The sequence below is a fragment of the Mucilaginibacter sp. genome (assembly GCF_039925265.1).
Taxonomy (GTDB): Bacteria; Bacteroidota; Bacteroidia; order Sphingobacteriales; family Sphingobacteriaceae; genus Mucilaginibacter.
In genome coordinates this window covers 29,436-53,237 of record NZ_JBDSZG010000034.1, presented here as the reverse complement: position 1 = coordinate 53,237, position 23,802 = coordinate 29,436, and the positions used below count along the sequence as shown (strand labels likewise).

Sequence of the window (23,802 nt, the reverse complement as noted above, 5' to 3'; positions counted from 1 at the left end):
TGAGTAGATTAGGTATTGTATTGTAAACTTTATTTTTCGTCTTTTATTAAACTAAGCATGCTCTATAGCATGCTTCAACGCTGCGTTATGTTTGTATCTGAAAACAAACGGGAAGATGATAGCGATAACTAAGGCATAGCCCGCGAAGCTGAGCCATATGCCATGCCAATCTTTTTGGCCGTTTGGTAAAATAAAGTATTGCTGAATTAACCAACCGCTTACGTTACTGCCAAAAAAAGCGCCAAAACCATTGACCATCATCATAAACAAGCCCTGTGCGCTTCCGCGTATTTCGGGGGCAGCCTGCGTTTCAACAAACAGTGAACCCGATATATTAAAGAAATCGAACGCCATACCGTATACAATGCACGACAGGATAATCATCCAAAAGCCTTCTGCCGGATTGCCATAAGCGAATAGCCCGAAACGCAATACCCAAGCTATCATGCTGAATAACATTACGTATTTGATGCCGAACTTCCGCAGGAAAAAAGGTATAGCCAAAATAAACAAGGTTTCCGAAAATTGAGAGATCGACATGATGACCTCCGAGTGCGTCACTGCAATTGTGTCTTTATAAACGGGATTTTTGCTAAAATCACCGAGGAAAGTATCGCCATAAGCATTGGTGAGTTGTAAGGCGGCACCCAATAGCATCGAGAAAGCAAAAAATATAGCGAAGCGAGGACTTTTAAATAGTTTAAATGCATCCAGCCCCATCAGTTCTACCCAAGACTTTTTTTCATTTTTTGCCGCCATAGGAGGGCACTGTGGTAAAGTAAAGGCATACACACCCAACGTCAACGCAACGAAAGAAGCGATATAAAATTGATTTGCAGATTCCCCGTTATGCGTGAAGTTTATCGTCCATAGTGCTGCTATAAAACCTACAGTTCCCCACGTTCGGATAGGAGGGAATACCTTTACAACATCTTCGCCTGACTTTTTTAACGCCGAATAGGAGACCGATATGGACAACGACAAGGTTGGCATATAGAAAAACATGTTCAACAACATCACCCAAAAAAATGTTACGGGGTTGGTAACACGTGCGATGATAAAGAGCGTAAGTGCACCCAAAATGTGCAACAAACCGTATAATTTTTCGGCATTTATGTATTTATCGGAAATAATACCGGCAATTGTAGGGGAAAAGATCGAAGCTATCCCCATTGTAGAAAATATCGCTCCAAATTGAATATTGCTACCCAGGTTATTGGAAAACCAGTATTTACCTATCGAAATAAGCCAGGCCCCCCAGATAAAAAATTGCAAAAAATTCATCAGTATTAAGCGGAACTTAATATTCATATAGAACAGTTTAAATCAGTTATAGTAAAATTTAACACCAAAAGCGAAAATTACTGAAATAAGGCGATATAGGAAAGCGGACTTGCATAGTTTATCCAAAATAATTGAAACGAATGGCCAAAAACCTTATCTTTAACCAACTTAAATTGCAAATTATGACAAAGTTTTTCACGCTCCTGCTGGCTTCAGCAATTCTTTCGCTAACGGCAGTTTCACAAACTAAAAATACCAACCAAATCGGCGTTAGTGCGGGTTTGAACTTTGCAACCGTTACCACCAGCGCTTACACCAACAGCGATTACAGAACGGGGTTTAACCTAGGTATATCGCTTGATCATTTTTTCTCGGAAAGCTGGAGTATTAAGGGTAAATTGGCTTACGACCAAAAAGGCTGGAAAGGTTATCTTGCAACTCCTACCGATCAATTTAATACTACTTATAATTTAGACTATTTAACTATCCCGGTTATGGCTAACTGGCACTTTGGCCGTACTAAAAATTGGTACCTTAATTTTGGCCCTTATGTTGGTATTTTATTGAATGCCAAAGAAACCAGCAACGGCAGCGATGTGAAAAATATTTTTAACACAACCGATGCCGGCCTTGACGTCGGCATCGGCATTAAATTCCCTATATCAGAAAAGGCAAAGTTCTTTATAGAAATTAATGGGCAAGGCGGTATTGCTGATATTGTGAAGGATAATACTTATTCAGCATTAAGGAATAGTGTAAGCAATTTGAATATTGGCTTAAATTTTTAAAGATCGGTTACCTATAATGGTAAGGGGGTGCCGATCCTGGGAATTCCCCTTTACCATTAATTAGGAAGCTTTGCGCTTATTGAGCTCGTCGCGAATCTTGGCAGCCTTCTCATAAGCTTCTTCGGAAAGAGCCTGCTGCAAGCGTGTTTTTAACTCATCATCACTTAGGGAAGTGAACGAACCCGAAGGCGTGGAAGGTGTTTTCTCTTCCGAGGTTTCGTTAATGTTTTCTAAATAAACAAAATCGTTGCCTTCTATCACAATACCCGCGGTAGAAAGGATGAACTCATAAGTATAAATAGGGCAATCGAATCGTACAGAAACGGCAATGGCATCTGAAGTGCGCGCATCAATCTCTACCGTTTTCTTTCCATCAAAACAAACCAGCTTGGAGTAAAATATGCCATCTACTAAATTATAGATGATAATTTCCTGCACGGTAATGTTAAACGCCTGGCCAAGGCTCTTGAACAGATCGTGAGTGAGAGGACGGCTCGGGGTCATTTTCTCTATCTCGATGGCAATGGCCTGCGCCTCGAAACTGCCAATGATGATAGGTAACCTGCGACGGCCGCTAACTTCGCCCAAAACCAGTGCGTACGCGCCGGACTGCGTTTGGCTGTAGGATAGGCCCACAATATCCAGCTTTATCTTTTTCATATCATTACCCATCACAACAAAATAGTTTTAAGCCGACGCTTTATATTCTTTAACCGCAGCAATTAATTTTGGCAATACCTCAAACGCGTCGCCAACAATACCGTAATCGGCCACTTTAAAAAATGGCGCTTCGGCATCCTTGTTGATAACGACAATAACCTTTGACGAACTTACACCGGCTAAATGCTGTATAGCACCCGAAATTCCTATTGCAATATACAAATTTGGACTGACAGCTATACCTGTTTGGCCAACATGTTCGCTATGCGGGCGCCAGCCGGCATCAGATACCGGTTTGGAGCAGGCAGTGGCAGCACCAAGCAGTTCGGCCAATTCTTCTACCATACCCCAGTTTTCGGGGCCTTTTAGGCCACGGCCACCAGATACTACTATTTCAGCATCTGGGAGGGAAACCTTATCGGTAGAACGCACAATATCTTTTATCAGCGCCTTAAAGTCCGATTCTTTGGTTTCCACCGCAAAATCTTCCACCTGGCCGGCAGCAGCGCTCTCTACAACTTTATAAGAGTTTGGCGTAAGTGCGATAACTTTATTAGCCGATGTTAGCTCTACGGTTGCAAATGCTTTGCCGGAGAAGGCTGTTTTCTTCACGGTGAATTTACCGCCTTCAATTACAGGTAAGGCAACAGCACCATCGGCAACACCAGCCTGTAATTTTACACCGATACGGGGAGCAAGGCCACGACCGCTAAACGAATTGGAAAGGACTACAATATCCGCGTCCCGTGCCTTTGCTGCTTCGGCAATTACAGAGGCATAGGCCTGGTTTACAAAATTCTTTAATTTATCGTTAGACACATTCAGGACCTTTTCGGCACCGTATTTACCTAAGGCAGCTAAATCACCGGCAGCAACATCGCCAATAGAAATGGCTACAAGATTGGTGCCCGCCTGGTCGGCTATTGCTTTGGCGTAACTTACAGCTTCGAATGTTGATTTTTTGAACTTGCCACCGGCATTTTCGGCATATATTAAAACTGACATATAAGATCGTTCTTCGTCTCGTAAAAATTGAATTGATTAAATAACCCTTGCCTGTGTGTGCAGCAACTCCACCAACTGGGCAGGGTCGCCGGCGTCAACCAGTTTCACCTGGCCGCGTGGGGCTGGAGTTTCATAACTGATTATTTCCGAAAAGGTTTTAACGTCCACGGCCTCAACCACGGTAAGCGGTTTGGTGCGCGCACTCATGATGCCGCGCATGTTGGGTATTTTAGGCTCGGCAACGCCTTCGGCCGTACCGGCAACAAATGGAAGCGGGATAGTTAAAACTTCCTTGCCACCTTCAATCTCGCGCTCTACTGTAGCGGTGGTGCCATCTACATCCAATTTTTTGATGATAGATACCGAGGGAAGATCAAGCAGTTCGCCCAGCATACCGGCTATTTTAGAGCCGTTATAATCTATCGATTCTTTACCCGTGAGGATTAGATCGAAAGGGTTGGCTTTAACATATTCCGCTATCTGGTAGGCTACGTACCAGGCATCGTGCGGTTTGGCGTTGATGCGTACGGCATCGGTAGCGCCAATGGCCAGCGCCTTGCGGATGGTAGCATCGGTACTGGTTTCGCCAACGTTGATAACGGTAACGCTGCCTTTGCCGCCGTCGGTTAATTCAATGGCACGCGCAAGGGCAATTTCATCCCAGGGGTTTAAGATGAACTGAACACCGTTTGTATTAAATTGGGTGTTGTTATCTGTAAAGGTTATTTTTGTAGTGGTATCCGGAACATTGCTGATACATACCAGTATTTTCATCATAATTGGTTTGTTTTACGGGTAGTTGTTGGTGATGCAAATTTAGTTAAAAAAGAGAGAGTTTAAAATGGAGATAAGCAGATTAGATAAGCTGTTGGCATTTATAGAGAACGAACCCAACGATGAATTTTTAAAATACGCGCTGGCCACAGAGTATCTGCGACTTAACGATACCGATAAAGCCCTGAGCTATTACGAGGACCTGGTGACTAACCACCCTAATTACACCGGGACTTACTACCATCTGGGCAAACTTTACGAAGCCCTTAACCGCAAGGACGATGCTATACGCACCTATGAAGTGGGTATGAAAATAACCAAAGAGAAACGCGATAACCATGCCTTTAGCGAGCTACAGGGTGTTTACATGGCTGCGAAAGGTTACGAAGAAGATGATGACGACGACTATTAACCGCTAAGCTTTGAGGCGCAGGGAGCTTTTATTCATCAGGGATGTTACCCTTTATACTTTCACCGCATTTGGCGGTCCACAGGCGCATATAGCGGTTTTGCTGCGCCAGTTTGTGCAGAAACGCGGATACATCACCGAAGCGGAATTGATGGAGCTGAACGCCCTCTCGCAAATAATGCCCGGCCCTTCATCAACCCAAACCCTGGTTGGTATTGCCTGGAAGGTAGGCGGGTTGCGTCTGGCCATTATTACTTTTTTGATTTGGATACTGCCATCCGCATCTATCATGTGCATGGCCGCTATCAGTTATAAAATGTTTGCCGATAAGGAGAAATTTACCGCTATACTGCGGTTTGTTCAACCCATGGCGGTAGGGATAGTAGGGTATGCCACCTACACCTTCGCTACAAAATTCCTGCGGACAAAAGTTACCATGATGCTCGCCGCAGCTTCGCTCGTAGCAACACTTATCTTGCAAAATCCTTATGCTTTCCCCTTACTGATACTGATGGGCGGCATTATATCCTCGGCACTGGAAACACAGCAGCAGGAGAATGAATTACGGGTAAAGCTATTCAGCAACGTGAACCCAAACAAGGTTGCCTATTTTATTGGGATACTCTTGTTTTTTGCCGCATTGGGTGCTATTGTAAGCCGCACCTCGCCGTTGAGTTTACCTATCCGCTTATTCGAGAACTTTTACCGTAACGGCATACTCATATTTGGTGGCGGGCAGGTATTGGTTCCGCTGATGTATACCGAGTTTGTGGAACTAAAGCACTATCTCACCAATTCGGAATTTTTGAGCGGATACGCCTTGCAGCAGGCCTTACCCGGGCCTACATTTTCGTTCACTTCCTTTGTGGGTGGTATTGCTATGGGCGATAAAGGCTATGGCATAGCCGGGCAGATAGTAGGCAGCGCAGTGGCGGTGATAGGCATTAACCTGCCGGGATTGATCCTCATCCTTTTTATCGTCCCTTTTTGGAACGATCTGAAGAAAATAACACGCATAAAAAATTCACTAAGCGGCATTAACGCCGTTGCAGTTGGCTTTATGGCAACGGCGTTTATTATGCTGATGAAACCATTTCACCTCAACCTGTTGGCTTATGGACTAATGGTAGTTACTTTTTTGTTGCTACAGTTTACCAGGATAAAAGCACCGGTGGTGATTGTGATAGGAGTGGCATTGGGGTTGATTATGTAGGTGCGCCCCCCTGAAGCAATAGCCTATCAGAAGACAGTGGTTATTAAAATTCTTTGCGGGTTCATAATAAAAGATTTGAAATTTATGGTGACACATTAATATGGAAAAATATGTTAACCCAATTTTTTTTAAATAATTGATTATTAGTTTATTGCTAAATAAATATTGAAATTATGTTAAGTTGTGTTAACCCTAAGTTAGGATGTTTGGTGGTTAGTGATGAAGGCAGAATTGAAGCGATTTATAGAAGGGCTTTCACAATCGAATAAGCTGTGTTAACGGGCTACATCCTTCCTAAGGGGGAGCCTTTGAAAATCTTAAACAGGAAACGCGATGCTTTTGGCATCGCGTTTCCTGTTTATTGCTGTATTAATTCGTTATAACATACTAATCAAAAGTTTCCCCGTCAGGGGGCCCGGAGGGGGGCTTAGGGCCTAAAACGGTGGCTCATCTTCCATATCGTCCATACGGGATGGGCGAATGATAAAGTTGCTTTGCTTCTCAAAATCCTGTGATGGGCCTAAACCTGCAAACGCGTTACCGCCGGCAGGAGGGAAGCCATCCATGTTGGTCTCCAGATCGGTAAACTTCACAAATTTACCAACGAATTTCAGCCTAACACGACCGGTTTCACCGTTACGGTGCTTGGCTATAATAACTTCGCCTACGCCTTGTGTTGGGTTGTTATCCTCATCCACATCCAGACCATAATACTCGGGGCGGTAAAGGAATAATACCATATCCGCATCCTGCTCAATAGAACCAGATTCACGCAAATCTGATAGCATTGGCCTTTTAGAACCACCGGGGCGGCTTTCAACCGCACGGCTTAACTGTGAAAGCGCAATTACGGGCACATTTAATTCCTTGGCTACCGTTTTCAGGGCACGGGAGATACTACCAATTTCCTGCTCACGGTTACCGCCACCACCTTTACCTTCTGCCTTGCCTTGCATTAATTGCAAGTAATCGATGATGATCAACTGGATATCGTGCTGCGATTTTAAACGGCGGCACTTAGCGCGGAACTCGAATATATTTAATGATGGGGTATCGTCAATAATTAACGGGGCTGCTTCTAAACGGCCAATTTTGGAGTGGATCTGCTGCCATTCCCATTCTTCTAAAGTACCCTTACGAATCTTTTCCTGTTCAATTTCGGTTTCGCCGGATATTAAACGGTTAACCAACTGAACGGAGGACATCTCAAGCGAGAACACAACAACGGGTTTGTTAAAGTCTACCGCCGCATTGCGTGCACAGGTAAGTACAAAGGCTGTTTTACCCATTGCAGGGCGGGCAGCGATAATTACCAGGTCGGATTTCTGCCAGCCGGAGGTCATGCGGTCAAGGTCGGTAAAGCCGGAAGGAACTCCCGTTAAGCCGTCCTTTTTATCCTTTAGTGCTTCAATATCTTTTAGCGCCTCATGCACAAGGTCGTCCATCATCCGCGAATCGCGTCGAAGGTTATTTTGCGCTATCTCAAAGAGGTTTTTTTCGGCTTTATCTAACAGGTCGAAAACATCGCTGGTATCTTCAAAAGCAGAATTGATAATATCAGAAGAGATACGGATCAATTCGCGCTGGATATATTTTTGAATGATAATACGCGAATGGTATTCTATGTTTGCGGCAGACGCTACGCGATTGGTTAGTTCCGTAACGTAATAGGCGCCGCCTATCATTTCCAGCTCGCCTTGCTTGCGTAGTTGAGCAACCACGGTAAGGATATCTACCGGTTCTGTTTTCTCAAACAATACCGCAATAGCATTGAATATTTTTTGGTGCCTGGTTTCATAAAAAACTTCAGGTTTTAAAACATCAATAACCGAAGAAAGGGCATCTTTCTCCAGCATCAGCGCACCAAGTACGGCTTCTTCTAAGTCGGTAGCCTGGGGCGGTAACTTGCCCGCGCCTGCGTAAGGGCTTGGGTTGGTTACACGGCTACGGCGGTCGGTATTGGTCTTATTATTAGCAGAATCGTTCTCGAAAATCATAACGAACAAAAATATACAAAATATGTTCGCACCTGTCTGTTTAAAGTTAACATAGTGTACAGTGTTGATAACTTAAACACAATCAGGACTATAAATTTCGGGGTTAGTAATTAACATCAAATGTTTAAAACGTGTTAATAACAACGTAAGTACCTCACGGTCATCGTATGTTAATAAAGTTTGTAAATGTTAGCCAATCCTGCACACTTTCGTCCATCAACTTGCCTTTGTGTGTAAAAACCAGTTTATATGGTTACTTTTGCGCCATATTCAATCCATAAAAATGACATATAATTCTAAGCCGGTACGGGAGGGGAACCAAATGGTTTTTGGCATACGGGCCGTAATTGAAGCGATACTCGCCGGAAAAGAAATTGAAGCACTATATACGCAACGCGGCTTAGGCGGTGGTTTGTTGAACGAATTGCGCGATGTGATGAACGAGTACCAGATAACCGCGCAGCAGGTGCCGGTAGAAAAGCTGAACCGTATTACCATGAAAAACCACCAGGGGGTTATCGCGTTCATATCGCCGATAACGTACCAAAAGGTAGAAAATATTGTTCAGGATGTTTTTGAAAGGGGGGAGGTGCCTTTGATATTAGTACTGGATAGCATTACCGATGTGCGCAATATGGGTGCTATCGCCCGTACCGCAGAATGCGCCGGCGTACATGCTATTGTTATCCCGGCAAAAGGCTCAGCGCAGATCAACCCCGATGCCATTAAAACATCCGCGGGAGCCCTATATAAGATCCCGGTTTGCCGCCACGATAACTTTATGCAAACCGTACGGTTTTTACAAGAATCGGGCTTACAACTGGTTTGCTGCACCGAAAAAACAAACGAGAACATCTACACGCCCGATTATACCGCACCAACGGCTATCATCATGGGGTCTGAAGAAGACGGCATCCGTAACGACATCATCCGCATATCCGACCACCTGGCCAAGATCCCGATGTTCGGCGAAATAGAATCGTTAAACGTATCGGTATCCACGGCGGTAATACTTTACGAGGCGATAAGGCAACGAACGCAAGCGGTGAGTTAGAACGAAGATATAAGAATCAAGAGACAAGAAAAAAAATAGAAAATAAAAAAGCCCGAATAAAATTATTCAGGCTTTCCTTTTTTGATAAGTCTTGGTTCTTGACTCTTATGTCTTGATTCTCTCTCTAAATATACTTCGTTCCAAATTTTCCTTTCACATCGGCAACTACTTGCTTTATGTTTTGCTCGTCTTCGCGCGGACATATCAGCAGCGTGTTATTGGCTTCTACCACAATAAAATCATGCAAGCCTTTTAGTATCACCAGCTTTTCGCCGGGTACGTTTACCATACAGTTGCTGCTGTCGTACATAATTACCTTGTCAGACGGGATAACAGCGTTGCCTACGTAGTCCTTTTCGGCCAATTGATATATTGATGCCCAGGTACCCAGGTCGCTCCAGCCAAATTCCGAAGGCAATACGTATACATTTGATGCTTTCTCCATAATACCGTAATCGATAGAGATATTGATGCAGCGCTGGTAAATTTTGTGCACAAAGGCCTTTTCTTCTTCGGTATTGTAAACAGACCGGGCTTCTGCAAATATTTCGTGCATCTCTGGCAGGTAGCTGTTAAAAGCATCTACAATAGCCTTTGCCGACCATACAAAGATCCCGGCGTTCCATAAAAAGTCGCCACTTTGTATAAAGGTTTTAGCAATATCAACGGTGGGTTTCTCTGTAAAAGTTTTTACTTTATGAAAATCATCGTTTATCACCTGGTCAGTGTATTGGATATAGCCATAGCCGGTATCCGGGCGTGATGGTTTAATACCCAGTGTAACCAGGCATTGTTTGTCGGTAGCGGTTTGTAACGATTTTTCTATTGCGGTAACAAAGGCAGCCTCATCAAGTATCAGGTGATCAGACGGAGCAACCACGATGGCCGCATCGGGGTTAATACTTTCTATTTTAAAACAACCGTAGGCCACGCAAGGCGCTGTATTACGCATAACCGGCTCAGTTAGTATCTGGTCATCTGCCATATCCGGCAACTGTTTTTTTACAAGTTGGGTGTAGCTTTCGTTAGTAACAACGTAAATATTCTCTTTTGGGCAAACCTTCAGGAAGCGATCGTAGGTGTTTTGGATCAGTGTTTTACCGGTACCCAGTATGTCGATAAATTGTTTAGGATGCGATGCTCTGCTAATTGGCCAAAAACGGCTGCCAATTCCGCCTGCCATTATGATGGCATAGTAGTTTTTATTCATGCTCTGTTTAAAGAATTTTTATTTGGTAAATGTTGGTTAAATGTGTGCATTAATTTGTAAATTTAGTATTAAATAAAACTAAATAGTTTCACACAAAAATTTCCTTCTTTTAAATGGTTAAATAAACAAATTGTTTTTAGAAGAATAATCATTTTTTTATAAAATTTTACATTAAATCCAGCGTTTATTTATAAATTTTTGTTATTTTGAACCATATTTTTAAAACGTATATAAGTACATAATGATAGAAGCTAAAAAATCGCTTTTTGATAACCTGCAGAATTTCTTCGGGTTTGATAACTTTAAGGGGGAGCAGGAAGCGATAATTACGAACATTTTAGCAGGTAACGATACATTTGTGATAATGCCCACCGGGGGCGGAAAATCCATGTGTTATCAGTTACCCGCACTCATGAGCGAGGGCACAGCGATTGTGATCTCTCCGCTCATCGCACTCATGAAAAACCAGGTAGACCAGTTAAGAGCCTTCGGAGGTTCGGACAGTATAGCTCATTTTTTAAATTCCTCACTAACTAAGGCAGATATTTTAAGGGTAAAGGACGATGTTTTAAGCGGTAAAACCAAGCTGCTTTACGTTGCACCCGAATCTTTGACCAAACAGGAGAATGTTGATTTTTTAAGATTGAACAAGGTATCGTTTGTTGCCGTGGATGAAGCGCACTGTATCTCCGAGTGGGGGCACGATTTCAGGCCCGAGTATCGCAAGATACGCCAGGTGATCAGCAATATTGGTGACGATATTCCAATTATAGCGCTAACCGCTACCGCAACGCCAAAAGTGCAGCAGGATATTCAAAAGAATCTGCAGATGAATAACGCTACGGTGTATAAATCGTCGTTTAACAGGTCGAACCTATTTTACGAGGTTAGGGCCAAGCGTACCGCCATAAAAGAAATTGTAAAGTTTGTAAAACAAAATCAGGGCAAATCGGGCATCATCTATTGCCTCAGCCGTAAAAAGGTAGAGGAAGTGGCTGAGGCACTTAGCCTTAACGGCGTAAAGGCGTTACCATACCATGCCGGTTTAGACCCTAAGGTACGTGCCGATACACAGGATAAATTCCTGATGGAGGATGTGGATGTTATTGTGGCAACCATAGCCTTTGGAATGGGCATTGATAAACCGGATGTACGTTACGTGATACACCACGACATGCCTAAAAGCATGGAAGGTTACTACCAGGAAACCGGCCGTGCCGGCCGTGATGGCGGCGAAGGCGTATGCGTGGCATTTTACTCGGGCAAGGACATTGATAAACTGCAGAAGTTTATGAAAGACAAGCCAGTTGCCGAACGCGAAATAGGTACACAGATCCTGAAAGAAGTAATAGACTATGCCGAATCTTCGGTTTGCCGCCGTAAGCAGTTGCTGCATTACTTTGGCGAAAACTTTAATGAAGCCGGTTGTAACTGCATGTGCGATAATTGCAGTGCACCAAAAACTCATTTTGATGGTGAGGCCCAGTTGCACAAAGCACTAAGCCTGATCAAACTCATTGGCGAGAAATTCGACGACTGCCACATCATCAATATTTTGATGGGTAAGGATGACGCGCAGGTAAAAAACTACGAGCACGATAAACTGGCTGATTATTTTGGCACTGGCATAGCTGATGGCGAAGTTCTTTGGAATTCGCTGATGCGCCAGGCATTGCTTAATAACTTCCTGTCTAAAGATATTGACCAGTACGGGTTGTTGCACCTTACAAAAACAGGCAACACCTTTATTGATAACCCGTACAGCATCCGTTTTATCCTGAACAGGGAAATGGGCCCAACGGATGAAGATGAGGCTGAAGATGGCCCTAAACAAGGCGGTGGTGCTTTGGATACCGAGTTGCTGCAGATGCTTAAGGATCTGCGTAAAAAGTTGGCTAAGCAAAAAGGATTGCCACCGTTTGTTATCTTCCAGGATCCATCCTTAGAGGAAATGTGTACACACTACCCGGTTAATACCGAGGAGATGAAGCAAATATCCGGCGTGGGAGCGGGCAAGGCCTTAAAATTCGGCAAGCCGTTCACCGATCTGATCCAAAAATATGTGGATGATAACGACATCGACCGACCGGTGGATATGGTGATCAAAAGCGCGGCCAATAAATCGGCACTTAAAGTGTTCATTATTCAAAATATCGACCGCCATTTGAATTTAGATGACATAGCAGCTTCTAAAGGCCTTACCTACGAGGAGATCTTGAAGGAAGTGGAGACTATAGTGAACTCGGGCACAAAACTTAATCTCAACTACTATATCGACGAGATAATTGATGAGGATAAGCAAGAGGAGGTTTATGACTACTTTAAAACTGCAGAAGTTGACTCTATAGATGATGCCTTGATAGACCTTGGCCCGGATGACTATACCCGCGAGGAAGTGCAGTTGATGAGGATCAAGTTCATGTCAGAAGTAGGGAATTAATTTAAGTTAAAAGTATAATGTAAAAAGTCCAAAGTAGGAGCTTCCGATAGCTTCAACTTTGGACTTTTTACATTATCATATTTCGGCGGAGCGGGGAACTCAAGTTAAACGTAGAAAGTAAAAAGTCCAAAGCAGCAGTTTTTAAAAACTTTCAACTTTTCACTTTCAACTCTATTTAGCTATGATCTTAAACTCGGTACGCCTGTTTTTAGCGCGGTTGTCATCAGAGGTGTTTGGCGCAATGGGCTCGGTTTTACCATAACCCTTGTACACCATGCGTGCCGGATTAATATTACTGGACGAAAGATATTGATATACCGATTTGGCACGATTCTCTGATAGCAACTGGTTGGCCTGGTCGTTCCCGATATCATCCGTGTAACCTGATATTTCTATGCGCACAGTTGGGTTTAAAGTTAAAAACTCAATAAGCTTTTGCAGCTCGGCTTTCGATTCACTTTTGATATCGAATTTATTGGTATCAAAAAATATATTTTTCAAAATCACTTTCCCGCCAACTTCAATAGGTGATAGCAGCACCGATATAGTGTAAGCCGTTTTTGGTGTATGACCGATAAGCGAGAAATTATCCGAATAGAAAAGATACCCTTGCCTTGAAATATTTAAACCGTAATTTTTGCCTGTTGCCAGTGTAGCTAAAAACTCACCCAGGTCTTCACTGCTGTAATCCTGGTATACCGGCATGTTTTTCTCCAGGTCTATGATCTCTATAATAGCTTCTAAGGGCTGCTTGGTTTTAATGTCTTTTATATCGCCCTTTACATAAGTTACAATATTGGGGCGCAAGTTTAGCGGAAGCTCAAAAGTGTATATATCATAGCCGCCAAAGCCTTTTAAATTGTCTGATGCAAAGAAAGCATACGCGCCATTAGCAGTAAGCGTAAGCCCGTTCTCATCACCGCTTGAGTTAATTGGCGAGCCCAGGTTAACGGGCTTCTGCCATTTGCCATCCTTAGCGAGGCGGCTTATAAACAAGTCCTTATTACCCATTCCCGGCCAGCCGTTGCTGCAAAAATAAAAGGTACTATCGTCCGGGTGGATAAATGGTGATTGCTCATCGTAAATGGTATTGATGCCGGGTCCCATATTCACAGGGTCGCCCCAGCCTTTATCCGTAAGGGTAGATTTCCATATATCATAGCCGCCGTAGCCGCCCTTGCGGTTACTTACAAAGTAAATAGTACGCCCATCGGCACTTATAGACGGCTGCGCTTCCCAACCCGGTGTATTCAGTGGCGAACTCAGGCTAAAGGGTTTGCCCCAGTCTTCACCTTTTTTCTGGGCAATGTAAATATCACAGCGGCCCTGGCCATCTGGCCTGTTACAGCCTGTAAAAAACAAGTATTTGCCATCCTGCGATATAGATTGTGCACCCTCGTTAAAAGTAGGTGTGTTGATAGCGTCACTCAGATATACAGATTTTTTCCATTTGCCGGCCAGCTTATCACTTTTATAAAAATCCTCGTTGTTATTTATCTTACGAGTGAATATCAAAGTAGATTCGTCTGCTGTGGCCACGGGCAGGTATTCATCAAATTGAGTGTTGATCTCCGGTCCCATGTTAATAGGGATAAAGGGTACGGGATGCTGCAACGCCTCGATGCTAAAATCACAATCGCGCAGCAACTTACGTGCGAAGGCTTCATTTGGGGCCGTAAGATTTGGGTAAGTAATGTACTTTTCTAGATGCTGCTTGGCGGGTACGTATTGCGCATCGGTTATTTCGGCCTCGCCAACCCTTAAATAAATAGCCCGGTTGTGTTCGGGCTCGAGGGCTATCACCTTTAGGTAATGTTCTATAGCGGCCTTATTTTGCCGTCTTAACCTCAGTACATCTGCCAGTAAGGCGTGGGCTTCAACAAACTTACTGTCATCGCTTATCGCTTTTTCCAGTTGCGCTATAGCGTCGTCATACAAATGCTCGTCGATACTTTCGCCGGCAAGCACATAATTTTTAATAGCACTTTTATCCGTAGTGGAATATCGACTTTGCTGGCCAAATACACATACAGGTAAAAACAATAAAACTAAAACAGAAAGGTAAATAATGCGCATCGGCGTACTGATACGTTAATCAATACGCTAAGTTACACATTTAAGGTATATTTAAATACTTATGCGTTTGCAGTGAAATTTCCCATTGTGGGTTATTCATCACATACTCTACAATAAGCGGAGCCATCTCTTTGTTTTTACTCCACTCGGGTTGCAGGTACAGCTTACAATCGGGTGCAACCAGCTTAGCGTTATGCTCAGCAAACTCAAAGTCAGATTTATTGAAGATGATCACCTTCAACTCATGCGCTTTATCGGCAACGTTTTGCATAGGTGCTTTAAACTTTTTGGGGGAGAGGCAGATCCAGTCCCAATCGCCAGAGAGCGGGTAAGCGCCGGATGTTTCTATGAAGGTTTTGATGCCCTCCCCGTGCAATTTACCGGTAAGGTAATCAAGGTTGTATATCAATGGTTCGCCGCCGGTTACTACCACCGCTTTTGAGGGGTGTACTTTAGCGTTGGCCACTATTGTATCTGCAGCAGTAAGCGGATGCAACTCGGCATCCCAGCTTTCTTTTACATCGCACCAATGGCAGCCTACATCGCAGCCACCAAGGCGTATAAAGTAAGCGGCTTTGCCGGTATTGTACCCTTCGCCTTGTATTGTATAAAACTCTTCCATTAAAGGAAGTAATGTGCCGTCGTCCGGAACCTGGTGTGCCATAATAAGGGTGCAAAGGTAAGTTTTTGTGGCGAAAGGTTAAAGCCAAAGGTAAAAGGTGATATTGAGGTGATGCGGATTTTAAAAATAAGAAACATAATTACTTATTACTCTTTCATATATGATAATTTGCAGGTAGCTTTATGCTGTTAACTTTACCCCGGCTAAACCATGAAGAAATTATACCTCCCGTTTATCTTCTTCTTTTTCTTGTGCTTAACATCGTGCGTAGATATTGAAGAGCGTTACGATTTTAAAGCTGACGGCGCCTGCAACGTGGTTTACGGCTTCGACATGAGTAAAGCAGTTTCCGTGTTAACGAACCTGATGACAGACTCCGTCCGCGAAACGCCACAGTTTAGTTTAGCCAAGGATACAACCTTAAATTTTTACAACGCCCTGCCGGATAGCATTGCAAATAAAATGAATGCAGAAGAAATAAAAATGGCGCAGGGTAGCGATCTTGCTATAAAAATGGACCTAAAAAATAACATTATGAAGGTGAGCATAAAACATGAGGCCAAAAACGCCGCCGATCTGCAATACTACCTGCAGCACCTGAGCAACATCTCTATGAACAGCGAACTGAGCCACGTAACCCAGAGCAAACAAGTAGGCGGTTTTGATGCGCAGCCCCTGATAACCGGCCAAAGCTATTACAACTACGAGATAACCCCGCATAAATTCTACAGGATAATAGATAAAGTAAAATTCGCCGCGTTTTTAAAAAAAGCAGGTGCCAAATTTGCCATGGCCAAAGCAATGCTGATAGATATGCCGTACAAGGTTGTACTTAACTTTGCCAAACCGGTTAAAAAGATAAATAACTCAAAGGCCCTGTTATCTGCAGACAGGAAACGCGTAACGCTGGTAACCAGTATGGATGAGGTGATGAAAAACCCGGCTTTAATGAATTTGAAGATAGATTTTTAGCCCGAGATGAAGTGGCACAAGGTAAATGGTGTTGAACCCAACGATAAACCATTTATAACAAAAGTTAAAGTAGCCGGTAAAAGTATTTGTTTGATAGGGTACGAGGGCAAGCTGTTTGCTTTAGGGTCGACCTGCCCACATGCCCGCGAAGACCTGAGCCGCGGCTGGTGTAAAGAGGGTAAACTGGTTTGCCCGGTGCATCGTTTTTCTTACGACCTGGAGACAGGCAAAGGCAGTCCCGGTCAAAATGATTATGTAGATAACTATCCCGTTAAAGTAAAAGGCGAGGAGATTTATGTGGGGATTATATCCTTTTGGGATAAGCTGTTAGGCAGGGGTTAACAAACAACCGGCTAACAAGCATAAAATCTCTATTGATAAACCTCTTTATTAGCCGAACTCAAAGTATTTTTCAGTAAACCAATAATGGTCATTAGACCAACGCCGCCTGGTACTGGGGTTATCCATGATGATTTTGGCGCTACATGTTCAAAATCAACATCGCCGAATAATTTATAGCCTGATTTTGTTACCGTTGAGGTTTCGCGGTTCATGCCAACGTCAACTACCACAACGCCGTCTTTCACCATATCGGCGGTGATAAAATTCTTTTTACCGATGGCTACGATCAGGATATCGGCATCAAGCGTAAACTTTTTAATATCAGGTGTTTTACTGTGGCAAATGGTAACCGTGCAATTACCCGGGTAGGCATTGCGGGCCATTAAAATACTCATAGGTGAGCCAACAATATTGCTGCGGCCAACCACAACGCAATGCTTACCTACGGTTTCTACACCGTATTCCTTCAACATCAGTGTGATACCATAAGGAGTAGCAGGGATAAATGAAGGCAGGTTACGCTGCATGCGCCCAAGGTTTACCGGATGGAAACCATCCACATCTTTGCGATGATCTATGCGTTCGGTTACTTTCTCAGGGTCGATATGTTTGGGGAGGGGAAGTTGTACAATGATGCCGTCGATATCACCGTCGGCATTTAATTCCGCTACTTTTGCAAGTAATTCTTCTTCGGTAACATCATCTTCGTAACGTACCAGGGTAGATTTAAAACCAACCTTCTCGCAGTTCTTCATCTTGCTGGCCACGTAGGTTTCGCTGCCACCATCGTGCCCAACCAAAACCGCCACCAAATGGGGCTTACGGCCGGTGCGCTCCAATATCTTAGCCGCTTCTTCGGCTATTTCTACCTTAAGTTTTTCTGATACGTATTTTCCGTCTAAAAGCTGCATGTTATAATTTTTTGAGCCAGGTTAATGGTAGCGGTGGCAATTCCAAATTAACCAATTCTACTTTTTTTATAATGTTAACAAATGGAATACGTCCTAATGTTAAACCGATTCCCTCATTCTTACTTATCCTTTGCAAAATAACATCAATTGTAATTTCCCGTTTGTTCAAAATAGAATGGACAAGGGCATCGGCTTCGAGTTTCGAAAATAAGTTAATGTAATATTTTGGTTTATTAAATTCGTATACTACCCATTCTCCATGAGCGAAATCGCCGAGATTAATCGCCTTTTTTACACCGGTTAACGTATAAAAGCTTATTTGAGAATATTCCATTTAGCATATTTTATTGATGATTACACCAACAAAGCGCGTGCGAACAAGAAACATCAGTCAGGAAATAACCGAAGTGGTCTTGGTTCTTGACTCTTGTTTCCTGATTCTATTAATTAATCTAATTTCAACACCGCCATAAACGCGCTTTGTGGTATCTCTACGTTACCAACCTGGCGCATGCGCTTTTTACCGGCTTTTTGTTTTTCCAGTAATTTACGCTTACGCGAAATATCACCACCGTAACATTTGGCCGTAACATCTTTACGCATGGCTTTAACCGTTTCGCGGGCTATAATTTTGGCACCGATTGATGCCTGGATAATAATTTCGAACTGCTGGCGTGGCAATAACTCCTTCAACTTTTCGCAGATCTTTTTACCAAAATCGTAAGAGTTGCCTCGGAATATCAATGAAGACAGTGCATCCACGGGCTCCGCATTTAGTTTAATATCTAAACGAACCAGGTCTGATCTGCGGTAACCTATCTGGTGGTAATCAAAAGAAGCGTAGCCCTTTGATATGGTCTTTAGCTTATCATAAAAGTCGAATACGATTTCGCCCATTGGCATCTCGAATGTAAGCTCAACCCTGTCGGATGTTAAGTACGACTGATTTTTGATAAACCCGCGTTTTTGAATACAAAGCGACATCACCGGGCCAACGAAATCAGATTTGGTAATGATCGTAGCCTTGATATATGGTTCCTCTACAAAGTCTATCTTACTTGGGTCGGGCAGATCTGAGGGATTGTTAACTATAATTGGCTCGTTGCGAGTAGTATATGCAATGTACGATACGTTGGGTACGGTAGTAATCACCGTCATATTAAACTCGCGCTCTAAACGCTCCTGGATGATCTCCATGTGAAGCATACCAAGGAAACCGCAGCGGAAACCAAAGCCTAAAGCCGCAGACGACTCCGGCTCGAAAACCAAAGAAGCGTCGTTCAATTGCAGCTTGGCCATCGATTCGCGCAGCTCTTCGTAATCATCCGTATCAACCGGGTAAATACCCGCAAATACCATTGGTTTTACTTCTTCAAAGCCTTGTATACCTCCTTCGCAGGGGCGGGCTATGGTAGTGATGGTATCCCCAACTTTTACCTCGCGCGATTCTTTGATACCCGAGATGATATAGCCTACATCACCTGTTTTTATAACATCTTTTGGTGCTTGTTTCAGTTTCAGCGTACCAACTTCTTCAGCAATGTACTGTTTTTCGGTAGCGAAGAATTTAACCTTATCACCTTTGCGGATCTCGCCGTTCACTACCTTAAAGTAAGCTACGATACCACGGAAAGAGTTGTAAACCGAATCGAAGATCAAAGCTTGCAAAGGTGCGTCCGGGTCGCCAACAGGGGCAGGGACACGCTCTATAATGGCGCGCAAAATATCAAATACGCCCATGCCGGTTTTACCCGATGCGGCTAAAATCTCTTCGCGTTTACAGCCGATGAGTTCAACTATCTGGTCTTTCACTTCCTCGGGCATAGCGCCGGGGAGGTCCATTTTATTCAACACCGGGATAATCTCCAGATCATTTTCCAGCGCTAAATACAGGTTGGATATGGTTTGCGCCTGGATACCCTGTGCGGCATCTACAATTAATAACGCACCTTCGCAGGCGGCTATCGAGCGCGAAACTTCGTAAGAAAAATCGACGTGACCGGGTGTATCTATCAGGTTAAGGACGTATTTCTGACCGTCGAGCTCATATTCCATTTGTATGGCGTGGCTCTTGATGGTGATACCGCGTTCGCGCTCCAGGTCCATATCATCAAGCAATTGTGCCTGCGATTCGCGCTGGGTAATAGTGCCGGTATACTCTAATAGCCTATCGGCAAGGGTGCTCTTACCGTGGTCGATATGTGCTATGATACAAAAATTGCGTATGTGCTTCATTCAGCCGCAAAAATAACTTTTTAGGCGGATAAATTGGCATAGTAAATATGGCTTTAACCATTTTACCAGGCACCATTATAAGATTTGGAATAAACAGGAGGTAAGATTAAAACAAAAATGGAAAAAGATGCTGTACCAAATGGTATTTTCCTTCACCCGAATGTGCCCTATTAATAGCGCGAAAGGGATAAGCCAAAACAGCGAAATAAAGCTTAGGTGTATGATGGAAAATAGGAAGGCCGATATGTAAATGGCTTGTCCCTTATCAGCCACTTTTAACAAAACATTTAATAAGTAACCTCTAAAGCCCAGCTCTTCAAACAACGCCGGGGTAACCGCCATAAAAAATATCAGCAGGAAATCGGCGTAATAACTTCCGCTGAATTCGGAATACAGTTCTTCCTCCCGGGAGAATATAGTAACGTTTAACCAGCCTACGCTATAATGAACCAGGAATGCACCAAGCATGGCTATACCACAGTACAAGCTTAGTTTTGAGATGGTAAAATTGGGCCATTGCAGTAATCTTTTGTTTTCCTGCCAATCCATAGCAAAAAATGCCACGGCAAGTGAGGCTATGCAAACCTCAAAAAACAACAACCACCCAAAAGATTGCAGATCGTCGATGAATTTACTTGCGCAACATACCAGCAAAAACAATACAAAGAAAATTGCGGCCTGCTGAAGTAAGCTCCAACGATCAACACGCTCCGGCTCAACTGCCGGCGATTGCCTCGCGCCACAACTATTGCAGTACTTACATGCCGCATCAATTATCACCTCGCATTGTATGCAGGTCTTTTTTTCTATGGCATCTACGGGTATTTCTTCGGTAAGCAATGCCTTAAGCTATGTTATTTTCTTTTTTGAAACTCTCCAGTTCAAGCGCCGATTTTATCCCTTTTATCAAATAGCCTATAATGATAATCTTAAATATAATACCCCTTACCAAGCTCATCGGGTCGGCGATAATAAACAGTATTTGCACAATAACATACAGGCTTAAGCCACAGATAATACATGCCAGTGGTTTTTTGCGGCTGTAGCCTCCAAGTACTAAAAATAAAATAGATAATATAAGTACCGGAAGCGTAACGCCGAGTACATCCTCTTCATCTTTATTGGTAAAGAAAATAAACAGGGCGTTCAGTAAAAATATACCCGAAAGGTAATAAAGGCTGTTACCCGCTTTTTTAATTTTGTCGTTATACTCCCCCAGGTCAAGATGCAATACCTCCTGGTTGGCGATAAAAGTTTTTTGTTCAAACTCGGTTCCTTTTACCGGGTAACCGCAGTTAGCACAAAAAGCATCGTCATTTAAAACATCGGTGTAGCAAGCATCACATTTGGCTGCAGGTTCTGGGGTTAGCGCAATAGAATTTTCCATTGTAATTAATCAGGTTTAAGATACCCTAATATAACGATAGAAATGGAATCCCGAAAATTCGTTGCGATAAATTTTTTATTGGCTTAAATATTAAAACGCCACCTGTAAAAACGATGGTGTCTCCGATATCTGGATCCTTACTTTGCCGTTTGTTACTTTCAGTTCGGTGTGTGTCATGGCATCGGCTCCCGGCTTAGGTTTATAAAACATTGCAGATGTGGCTTTGCCCAAATCAAGTGTATAGGTGCCTACACGTCCGCTTTGATCGGGAATGGTTAGCGCATAAATTATTTTGCCGCCGCTTTGATATTTATCTATCAGCGGGTTTTGGCAAACGGTGCATACATAGTTGTAGTTCCCCATCAATTTCCGGGTTTGTAAAATGTAATCACCTGCGGGGCGGCGTTTTGCAGCCTCTGCAAGGCCAGATGTAGCGTATTGTTCCTGCTTATTGGGGAAGGCATCAAACAACTGGTAAAAAAAGAGTCTTTTTACCCCATGGCGAATGTAAAGCAATGAACTCCGCAAAATCCAGTCGGCCTGGGTTTCCAGTGCTCTTTTGTTGCCGATGGCGGATGCCCGCTGGTAGCTGCCCTGGTTAATATCATAACCTGTTTCGGTTACCCAAACTTCCGGTTTGCCTGGCAAACTGTTGGCATATTTTACAAACCCGTCGGCAACGCTGCCTGCGTCTGACAACTCCGGGGCTACGCCCGTGGTAGCCTTTCTATGTGTAAATACACTACCATCGTTGGCATACAGGTGGTAATTGATGATATCGAAGCAAAGGTTAATACTGCCATCCGCCTTATAACCGCGATTCATTTTACACCACTCCACCATTCGTTTTACATATTCTACATCGGCGGTGGCAAGGCCCGTCATGACCACCTGCATACTTGGGTCGGCGGTTTTTACGCCGGCGTTTTTACCAAGGGTGCCTTTATGCCCGTCGTAAAAGGCGGACAGATTAGCGGCGTATTGTTCGGGTGTTTGTGTGGCTTTGTCGCCTTTCCACCAGCGGTCGTTCTCGTTGCCGCATTCGATGTATTTAATCAGGCCCATTCCAATTTTCAGTTCGTTTGGCTTTCCATTAGTAGGGCGGGTAACAACCTTTACCAGCGCAGGATTTACAGCTTTATTATAGCCATAGCGTGCTGCAAACTGGAACGCGGTGCGTGCCTGTACTACGTATGAGGCGGGTTTGCTCAGATCAGAACCGTAAGGTGCGGGTACATTTTCATCGTCGCGCTCGTCGGCAGGGTAGGTGTTCATCATCCAAACAGGCAGGTTTTTTAGGTTGGCAAGCACCAAAATACTATCTTGCTTGCAGCGCGTGTAGATCAGGTCGTAATTCCAGTTGCCGTTATAGGTGGGGTTGTAAGTATAATTGCCCTCGGTATTCTCCAGTTTGTTCCAGTTCATGTAATGCCGCATGGCGCTGAACGTTTTGATAAGCGCCATATTAGGCTCATAGATCTGCTGCCTCTCGTTTGGTGCTGCCGGGTTCTCTAAAAAGTTCCATTCGTAACTATTGATGCCAAACATGTTATTCAATGGCACCGTGTCTGTAAGAATATCATTATTACCAGTCAGTTTTATGGTATCGACCTCAGGAATTGCTTCAGCGGTGGGCGTTGAAGACTGCTTTTCCGGCCCCTGGTTGCACCGCGCCAATCCTAATACTATTATAAAAAGCGGGACGATAGTTTTGGCGAATGCAAGTATTTTCATACCGGTAGCGGATAGTAAATAAAGAAAATGATAAATTCAACATACAAAAAAGCCGCCCCGTTTTGTAAAGGAGCGGCTTTTTATAGTGGAATGTTTTAGAACAGCATTTCCGGTGGAGGGGTTACACCTTTTAAACGGATGTAAACGGTAGTTTGGCCGCGGTGGTGAGTTTGGTGCTCAAATGCTTTGGCTAATAGCATCCCGCGTGCGGCCTTCATGGTGCCGCGCATGGTAACTTCTTCCGTCATTTGGGCGTCGGTCATGCCTTTTATCGTCGCGATAGTGAAATCGTAGCTATCTAAAACAGCTTTTGTGGTGGCTTCTTTAGTTTGGGCTACAGTTTTCTCTACCGATACATCCTTGCCAAGCGGGCTATCTTTACCGCTTGCGGTGGTTATAAAGAAATAGTTAGCATCGGCAAGGTGCAGCATTTGCTGCGCGAAATTGCGCATCTCGGGAGTGGGTTTTAACGCGTAACCATCAGCGGGCATTGCATCCAGGTAGGCCTTGGTGTAAGCTTTGGCGCGGGTCCATTCGGCTATAGATTGCTCCCGGGTTATTTGCGCGAACGCAACTGTACAGGTAAATACGATTACCGTAAGTAAAAGTGATAATTTTTTCATAATGGTTTATTTTAGTGGTGCTAAGATACTTTTATTTGCGCAAAAGCGGCCCACTCAATGTGTTAA

Annotated in this window: 22 protein-coding genes; 7 read left to right on the top strand and 15 right to left on the bottom strand. The window is 43.7% G+C overall.

What is annotated here, in order from left to right; all coding sequences use genetic code 11:
- Window positions 1–51: 51 nt before the first annotated feature.
- On the bottom strand, window positions 52–1,311 hold the full coding sequence (locus ABIX36_RS15715) for a nucleoside permease (protein ID WP_348083115.1): 1,260 nt from the start codon (window positions 1,309–1,311) through the stop codon (window positions 52–54).
- Between the two features lie 155 nt (window positions 1,312–1,466).
- Here ABIX36_RS15715 and ABIX36_RS15710 point away from each other — a divergent pair, with 155 nt between their 5' ends.
- The gene (locus ABIX36_RS15710) at window positions 1,467–2,072 is read left to right on the top strand and encodes a porin family protein (RefSeq protein WP_348083114.1); all 606 of its coding nucleotides are present in this window, start codon (window positions 1,467–1,469) and stop codon (window positions 2,070–2,072) included.
- Window positions 2,073–2,132: 60 nt separating this feature from the next.
- On the opposite strand, the gene ABIX36_RS15705 is transcribed toward ABIX36_RS15710, so the two are convergent.
- From ABIX36_RS15705 to ABIX36_RS15695, 3 genes are read right to left on the bottom strand one after another with little or no spacing between them, the layout of a single operon-like run.
- Window positions 2,133–2,732, bottom strand: a complete 600-nt coding sequence (locus tag ABIX36_RS15705) for a bifunctional nuclease family protein (RefSeq protein ID WP_348083113.1) — start codon at window positions 2,730–2,732, stop codon at window positions 2,133–2,135.
- Between the two features lie 27 nt (window positions 2,733–2,759).
- A complete protein-coding gene (locus tag ABIX36_RS15700) occupies window positions 2,760–3,737 on the bottom strand; it encodes an electron transfer flavoprotein subunit alpha/FixB family protein (RefSeq protein WP_348083112.1) in 978 nt (325 codons plus the stop codon).
- Between the two features lie 36 nt (window positions 3,738–3,773).
- Window positions 3,774–4,511 carry an electron transfer flavoprotein subunit beta/FixA family protein gene (locus ABIX36_RS15695; RefSeq protein WP_348083281.1) on the bottom strand — a complete coding sequence of 246 codons (738 nt, stop codon included), beginning with the start codon at window positions 4,509–4,511 and terminating at the stop codon, window positions 3,774–3,776.
- Between the two features lie 67 nt (window positions 4,512–4,578).
- On the opposite strand from ABIX36_RS15695, the gene ABIX36_RS15690 reads away from it, so the two are divergent.
- Together ABIX36_RS15690 and chrA are read left to right on the top strand one after the other, a co-directional pair.
- Window positions 4,579–4,923: a tetratricopeptide repeat protein gene (locus ABIX36_RS15690; protein ID WP_348083111.1), complete on the top strand. Its 345-nt coding sequence runs from the start codon at window positions 4,579–4,581 to the stop codon at window positions 4,921–4,923.
- A gap of 10 nt (window positions 4,924–4,933) precedes the next feature.
- Window positions 4,934–6,133, top strand: a complete 1,200-nt coding sequence (chrA, locus tag ABIX36_RS15685; protein WP_348083110.1) for a chromate efflux transporter — start codon at window positions 4,934–4,936, stop codon at window positions 6,131–6,133.
- A gap of 434 nt (window positions 6,134–6,567) precedes the next feature.
- On the opposite strand, the gene dnaB is transcribed toward chrA, so the two are convergent.
- Window positions 6,568–8,130 carry a replicative DNA helicase gene (gene dnaB, locus ABIX36_RS15680; RefSeq protein WP_348083109.1) on the bottom strand — a complete coding sequence of 521 codons (1,563 nt, stop codon included), beginning with the start codon at window positions 8,128–8,130 and terminating at the stop codon, window positions 6,568–6,570.
- Between the two features lie 283 nt (window positions 8,131–8,413).
- Here dnaB and rlmB point away from each other — a divergent pair, with 283 nt between their 5' ends.
- Window positions 8,414–9,184 (top strand): 23S rRNA (guanosine(2251)-2'-O)-methyltransferase RlmB, encoded by a 771-nt coding sequence (gene rlmB, locus ABIX36_RS15675; protein ID WP_348083108.1) that lies wholly within the window; start codon window positions 8,414–8,416, stop codon window positions 9,182–9,184.
- 124 nt (window positions 9,185–9,308) lie between these two features.
- Here rlmB and ABIX36_RS15670 read toward each other — a convergent pair whose 3' ends face one another.
- Entirely contained in the window at window positions 9,309–10,394 is a 1,086-nt protein-coding gene (locus ABIX36_RS15670) for a mannose-1-phosphate guanylyltransferase (protein WP_348083107.1), read from the bottom strand.
- Between the two features lie 244 nt (window positions 10,395–10,638).
- On the opposite strand from ABIX36_RS15670, the gene recQ reads away from it, so the two are divergent.
- Window positions 10,639–12,834: a DNA helicase RecQ gene (gene recQ / locus ABIX36_RS15665; RefSeq protein WP_348083280.1), complete on the top strand. Its 2,196-nt coding sequence runs from the start codon at window positions 10,639–10,641 to the stop codon at window positions 12,832–12,834.
- A gap of 171 nt (window positions 12,835–13,005) precedes the next feature.
- On the opposite strand, the gene ABIX36_RS15660 is transcribed toward recQ, so the two are convergent.
- Both ABIX36_RS15660 and ABIX36_RS15655 read right to left on the bottom strand, forming a co-directional pair.
- Window positions 13,006–14,910, bottom strand: coding sequence for an OmpA family protein (locus ABIX36_RS15660; protein ID WP_348083106.1), 1,905 nt, complete (start codon window positions 14,908–14,910; stop codon window positions 13,006–13,008).
- A 40-nt stretch (window positions 14,911–14,950) separates the two neighbouring features.
- On the bottom strand, window positions 14,951–15,574 hold the full coding sequence (locus ABIX36_RS15655) for a 7-carboxy-7-deazaguanine synthase QueE (protein ID WP_348083105.1): 624 nt from the start codon (window positions 15,572–15,574) through the stop codon (window positions 14,951–14,953).
- A 168-nt stretch (window positions 15,575–15,742) separates the two neighbouring features.
- Here ABIX36_RS15655 and ABIX36_RS15650 point away from each other — a divergent pair, with 168 nt between their 5' ends.
- Together ABIX36_RS15650 and ABIX36_RS15645 are read left to right on the top strand one after the other, a co-directional pair.
- Entirely contained in the window at window positions 15,743–16,504 is a 762-nt protein-coding gene (locus tag ABIX36_RS15650; protein ID WP_348083104.1) for a hypothetical protein, read from the top strand.
- Window positions 16,505–16,510: 6 nt separating this feature from the next.
- Window positions 16,511–16,846 (top strand): Rieske 2Fe-2S domain-containing protein, encoded by a 336-nt coding sequence (locus ABIX36_RS15645; protein ID WP_348083103.1) that lies wholly within the window; start codon window positions 16,511–16,513, stop codon window positions 16,844–16,846.
- 29 nt (window positions 16,847–16,875) lie between these two features.
- Here the strand turns inward: ABIX36_RS15645 and ABIX36_RS15640 are convergent, their stop codons facing one another.
- From ABIX36_RS15640 to ABIX36_RS15610, 7 genes are all read right to left on the bottom strand, one after another.
- The gene (locus ABIX36_RS15640) at window positions 16,876–17,757 is read right to left on the bottom strand and encodes a tetrahydrofolate dehydrogenase/cyclohydrolase catalytic domain-containing protein (protein WP_348083102.1); all 882 of its coding nucleotides are present in this window, start codon (window positions 17,755–17,757) and stop codon (window positions 16,876–16,878) included.
- A gap of 1 nt (window position 17,758) precedes the next feature.
- Window positions 17,759–18,091, bottom strand: coding sequence for a hypothetical protein (locus tag ABIX36_RS15635; RefSeq protein WP_348083101.1), 333 nt, complete (start codon window positions 18,089–18,091; stop codon window positions 17,759–17,761).
- Between the two features lie 113 nt (window positions 18,092–18,204).
- Window positions 18,205–19,992 (bottom strand): translation elongation factor 4, encoded by a 1,788-nt coding sequence (lepA, locus tag ABIX36_RS15630; RefSeq protein WP_128534890.1) that lies wholly within the window; start codon window positions 19,990–19,992, stop codon window positions 18,205–18,207.
- A gap of 75 nt (window positions 19,993–20,067) precedes the next feature.
- Entirely contained in the window at window positions 20,068–20,832 is a 765-nt protein-coding gene (locus ABIX36_RS15625) for a type II CAAX endopeptidase family protein (protein ID WP_348083100.1), read from the bottom strand.
- Window positions 20,833–20,836: 4 nt separating this feature from the next.
- Complete coding sequence (locus ABIX36_RS15620; protein WP_348083099.1) at window positions 20,837–21,379, bottom strand: hypothetical protein; 543 nt, start codon at window positions 21,377–21,379, stop codon at window positions 20,837–20,839.
- A 90-nt stretch (window positions 21,380–21,469) separates the two neighbouring features.
- Complete coding sequence (locus ABIX36_RS15615; protein WP_348083098.1) at window positions 21,470–23,113, bottom strand: hypothetical protein; 1,644 nt, start codon at window positions 23,111–23,113, stop codon at window positions 21,470–21,472.
- 95 nt (window positions 23,114–23,208) lie between these two features.
- Window positions 23,209–23,736 carry a DinB family protein gene (locus ABIX36_RS15610; protein ID WP_348083097.1) on the bottom strand — a complete coding sequence of 176 codons (528 nt, stop codon included), beginning with the start codon at window positions 23,734–23,736 and terminating at the stop codon, window positions 23,209–23,211.
- Window positions 23,737–23,802 lie beyond the last annotated feature (66 nt).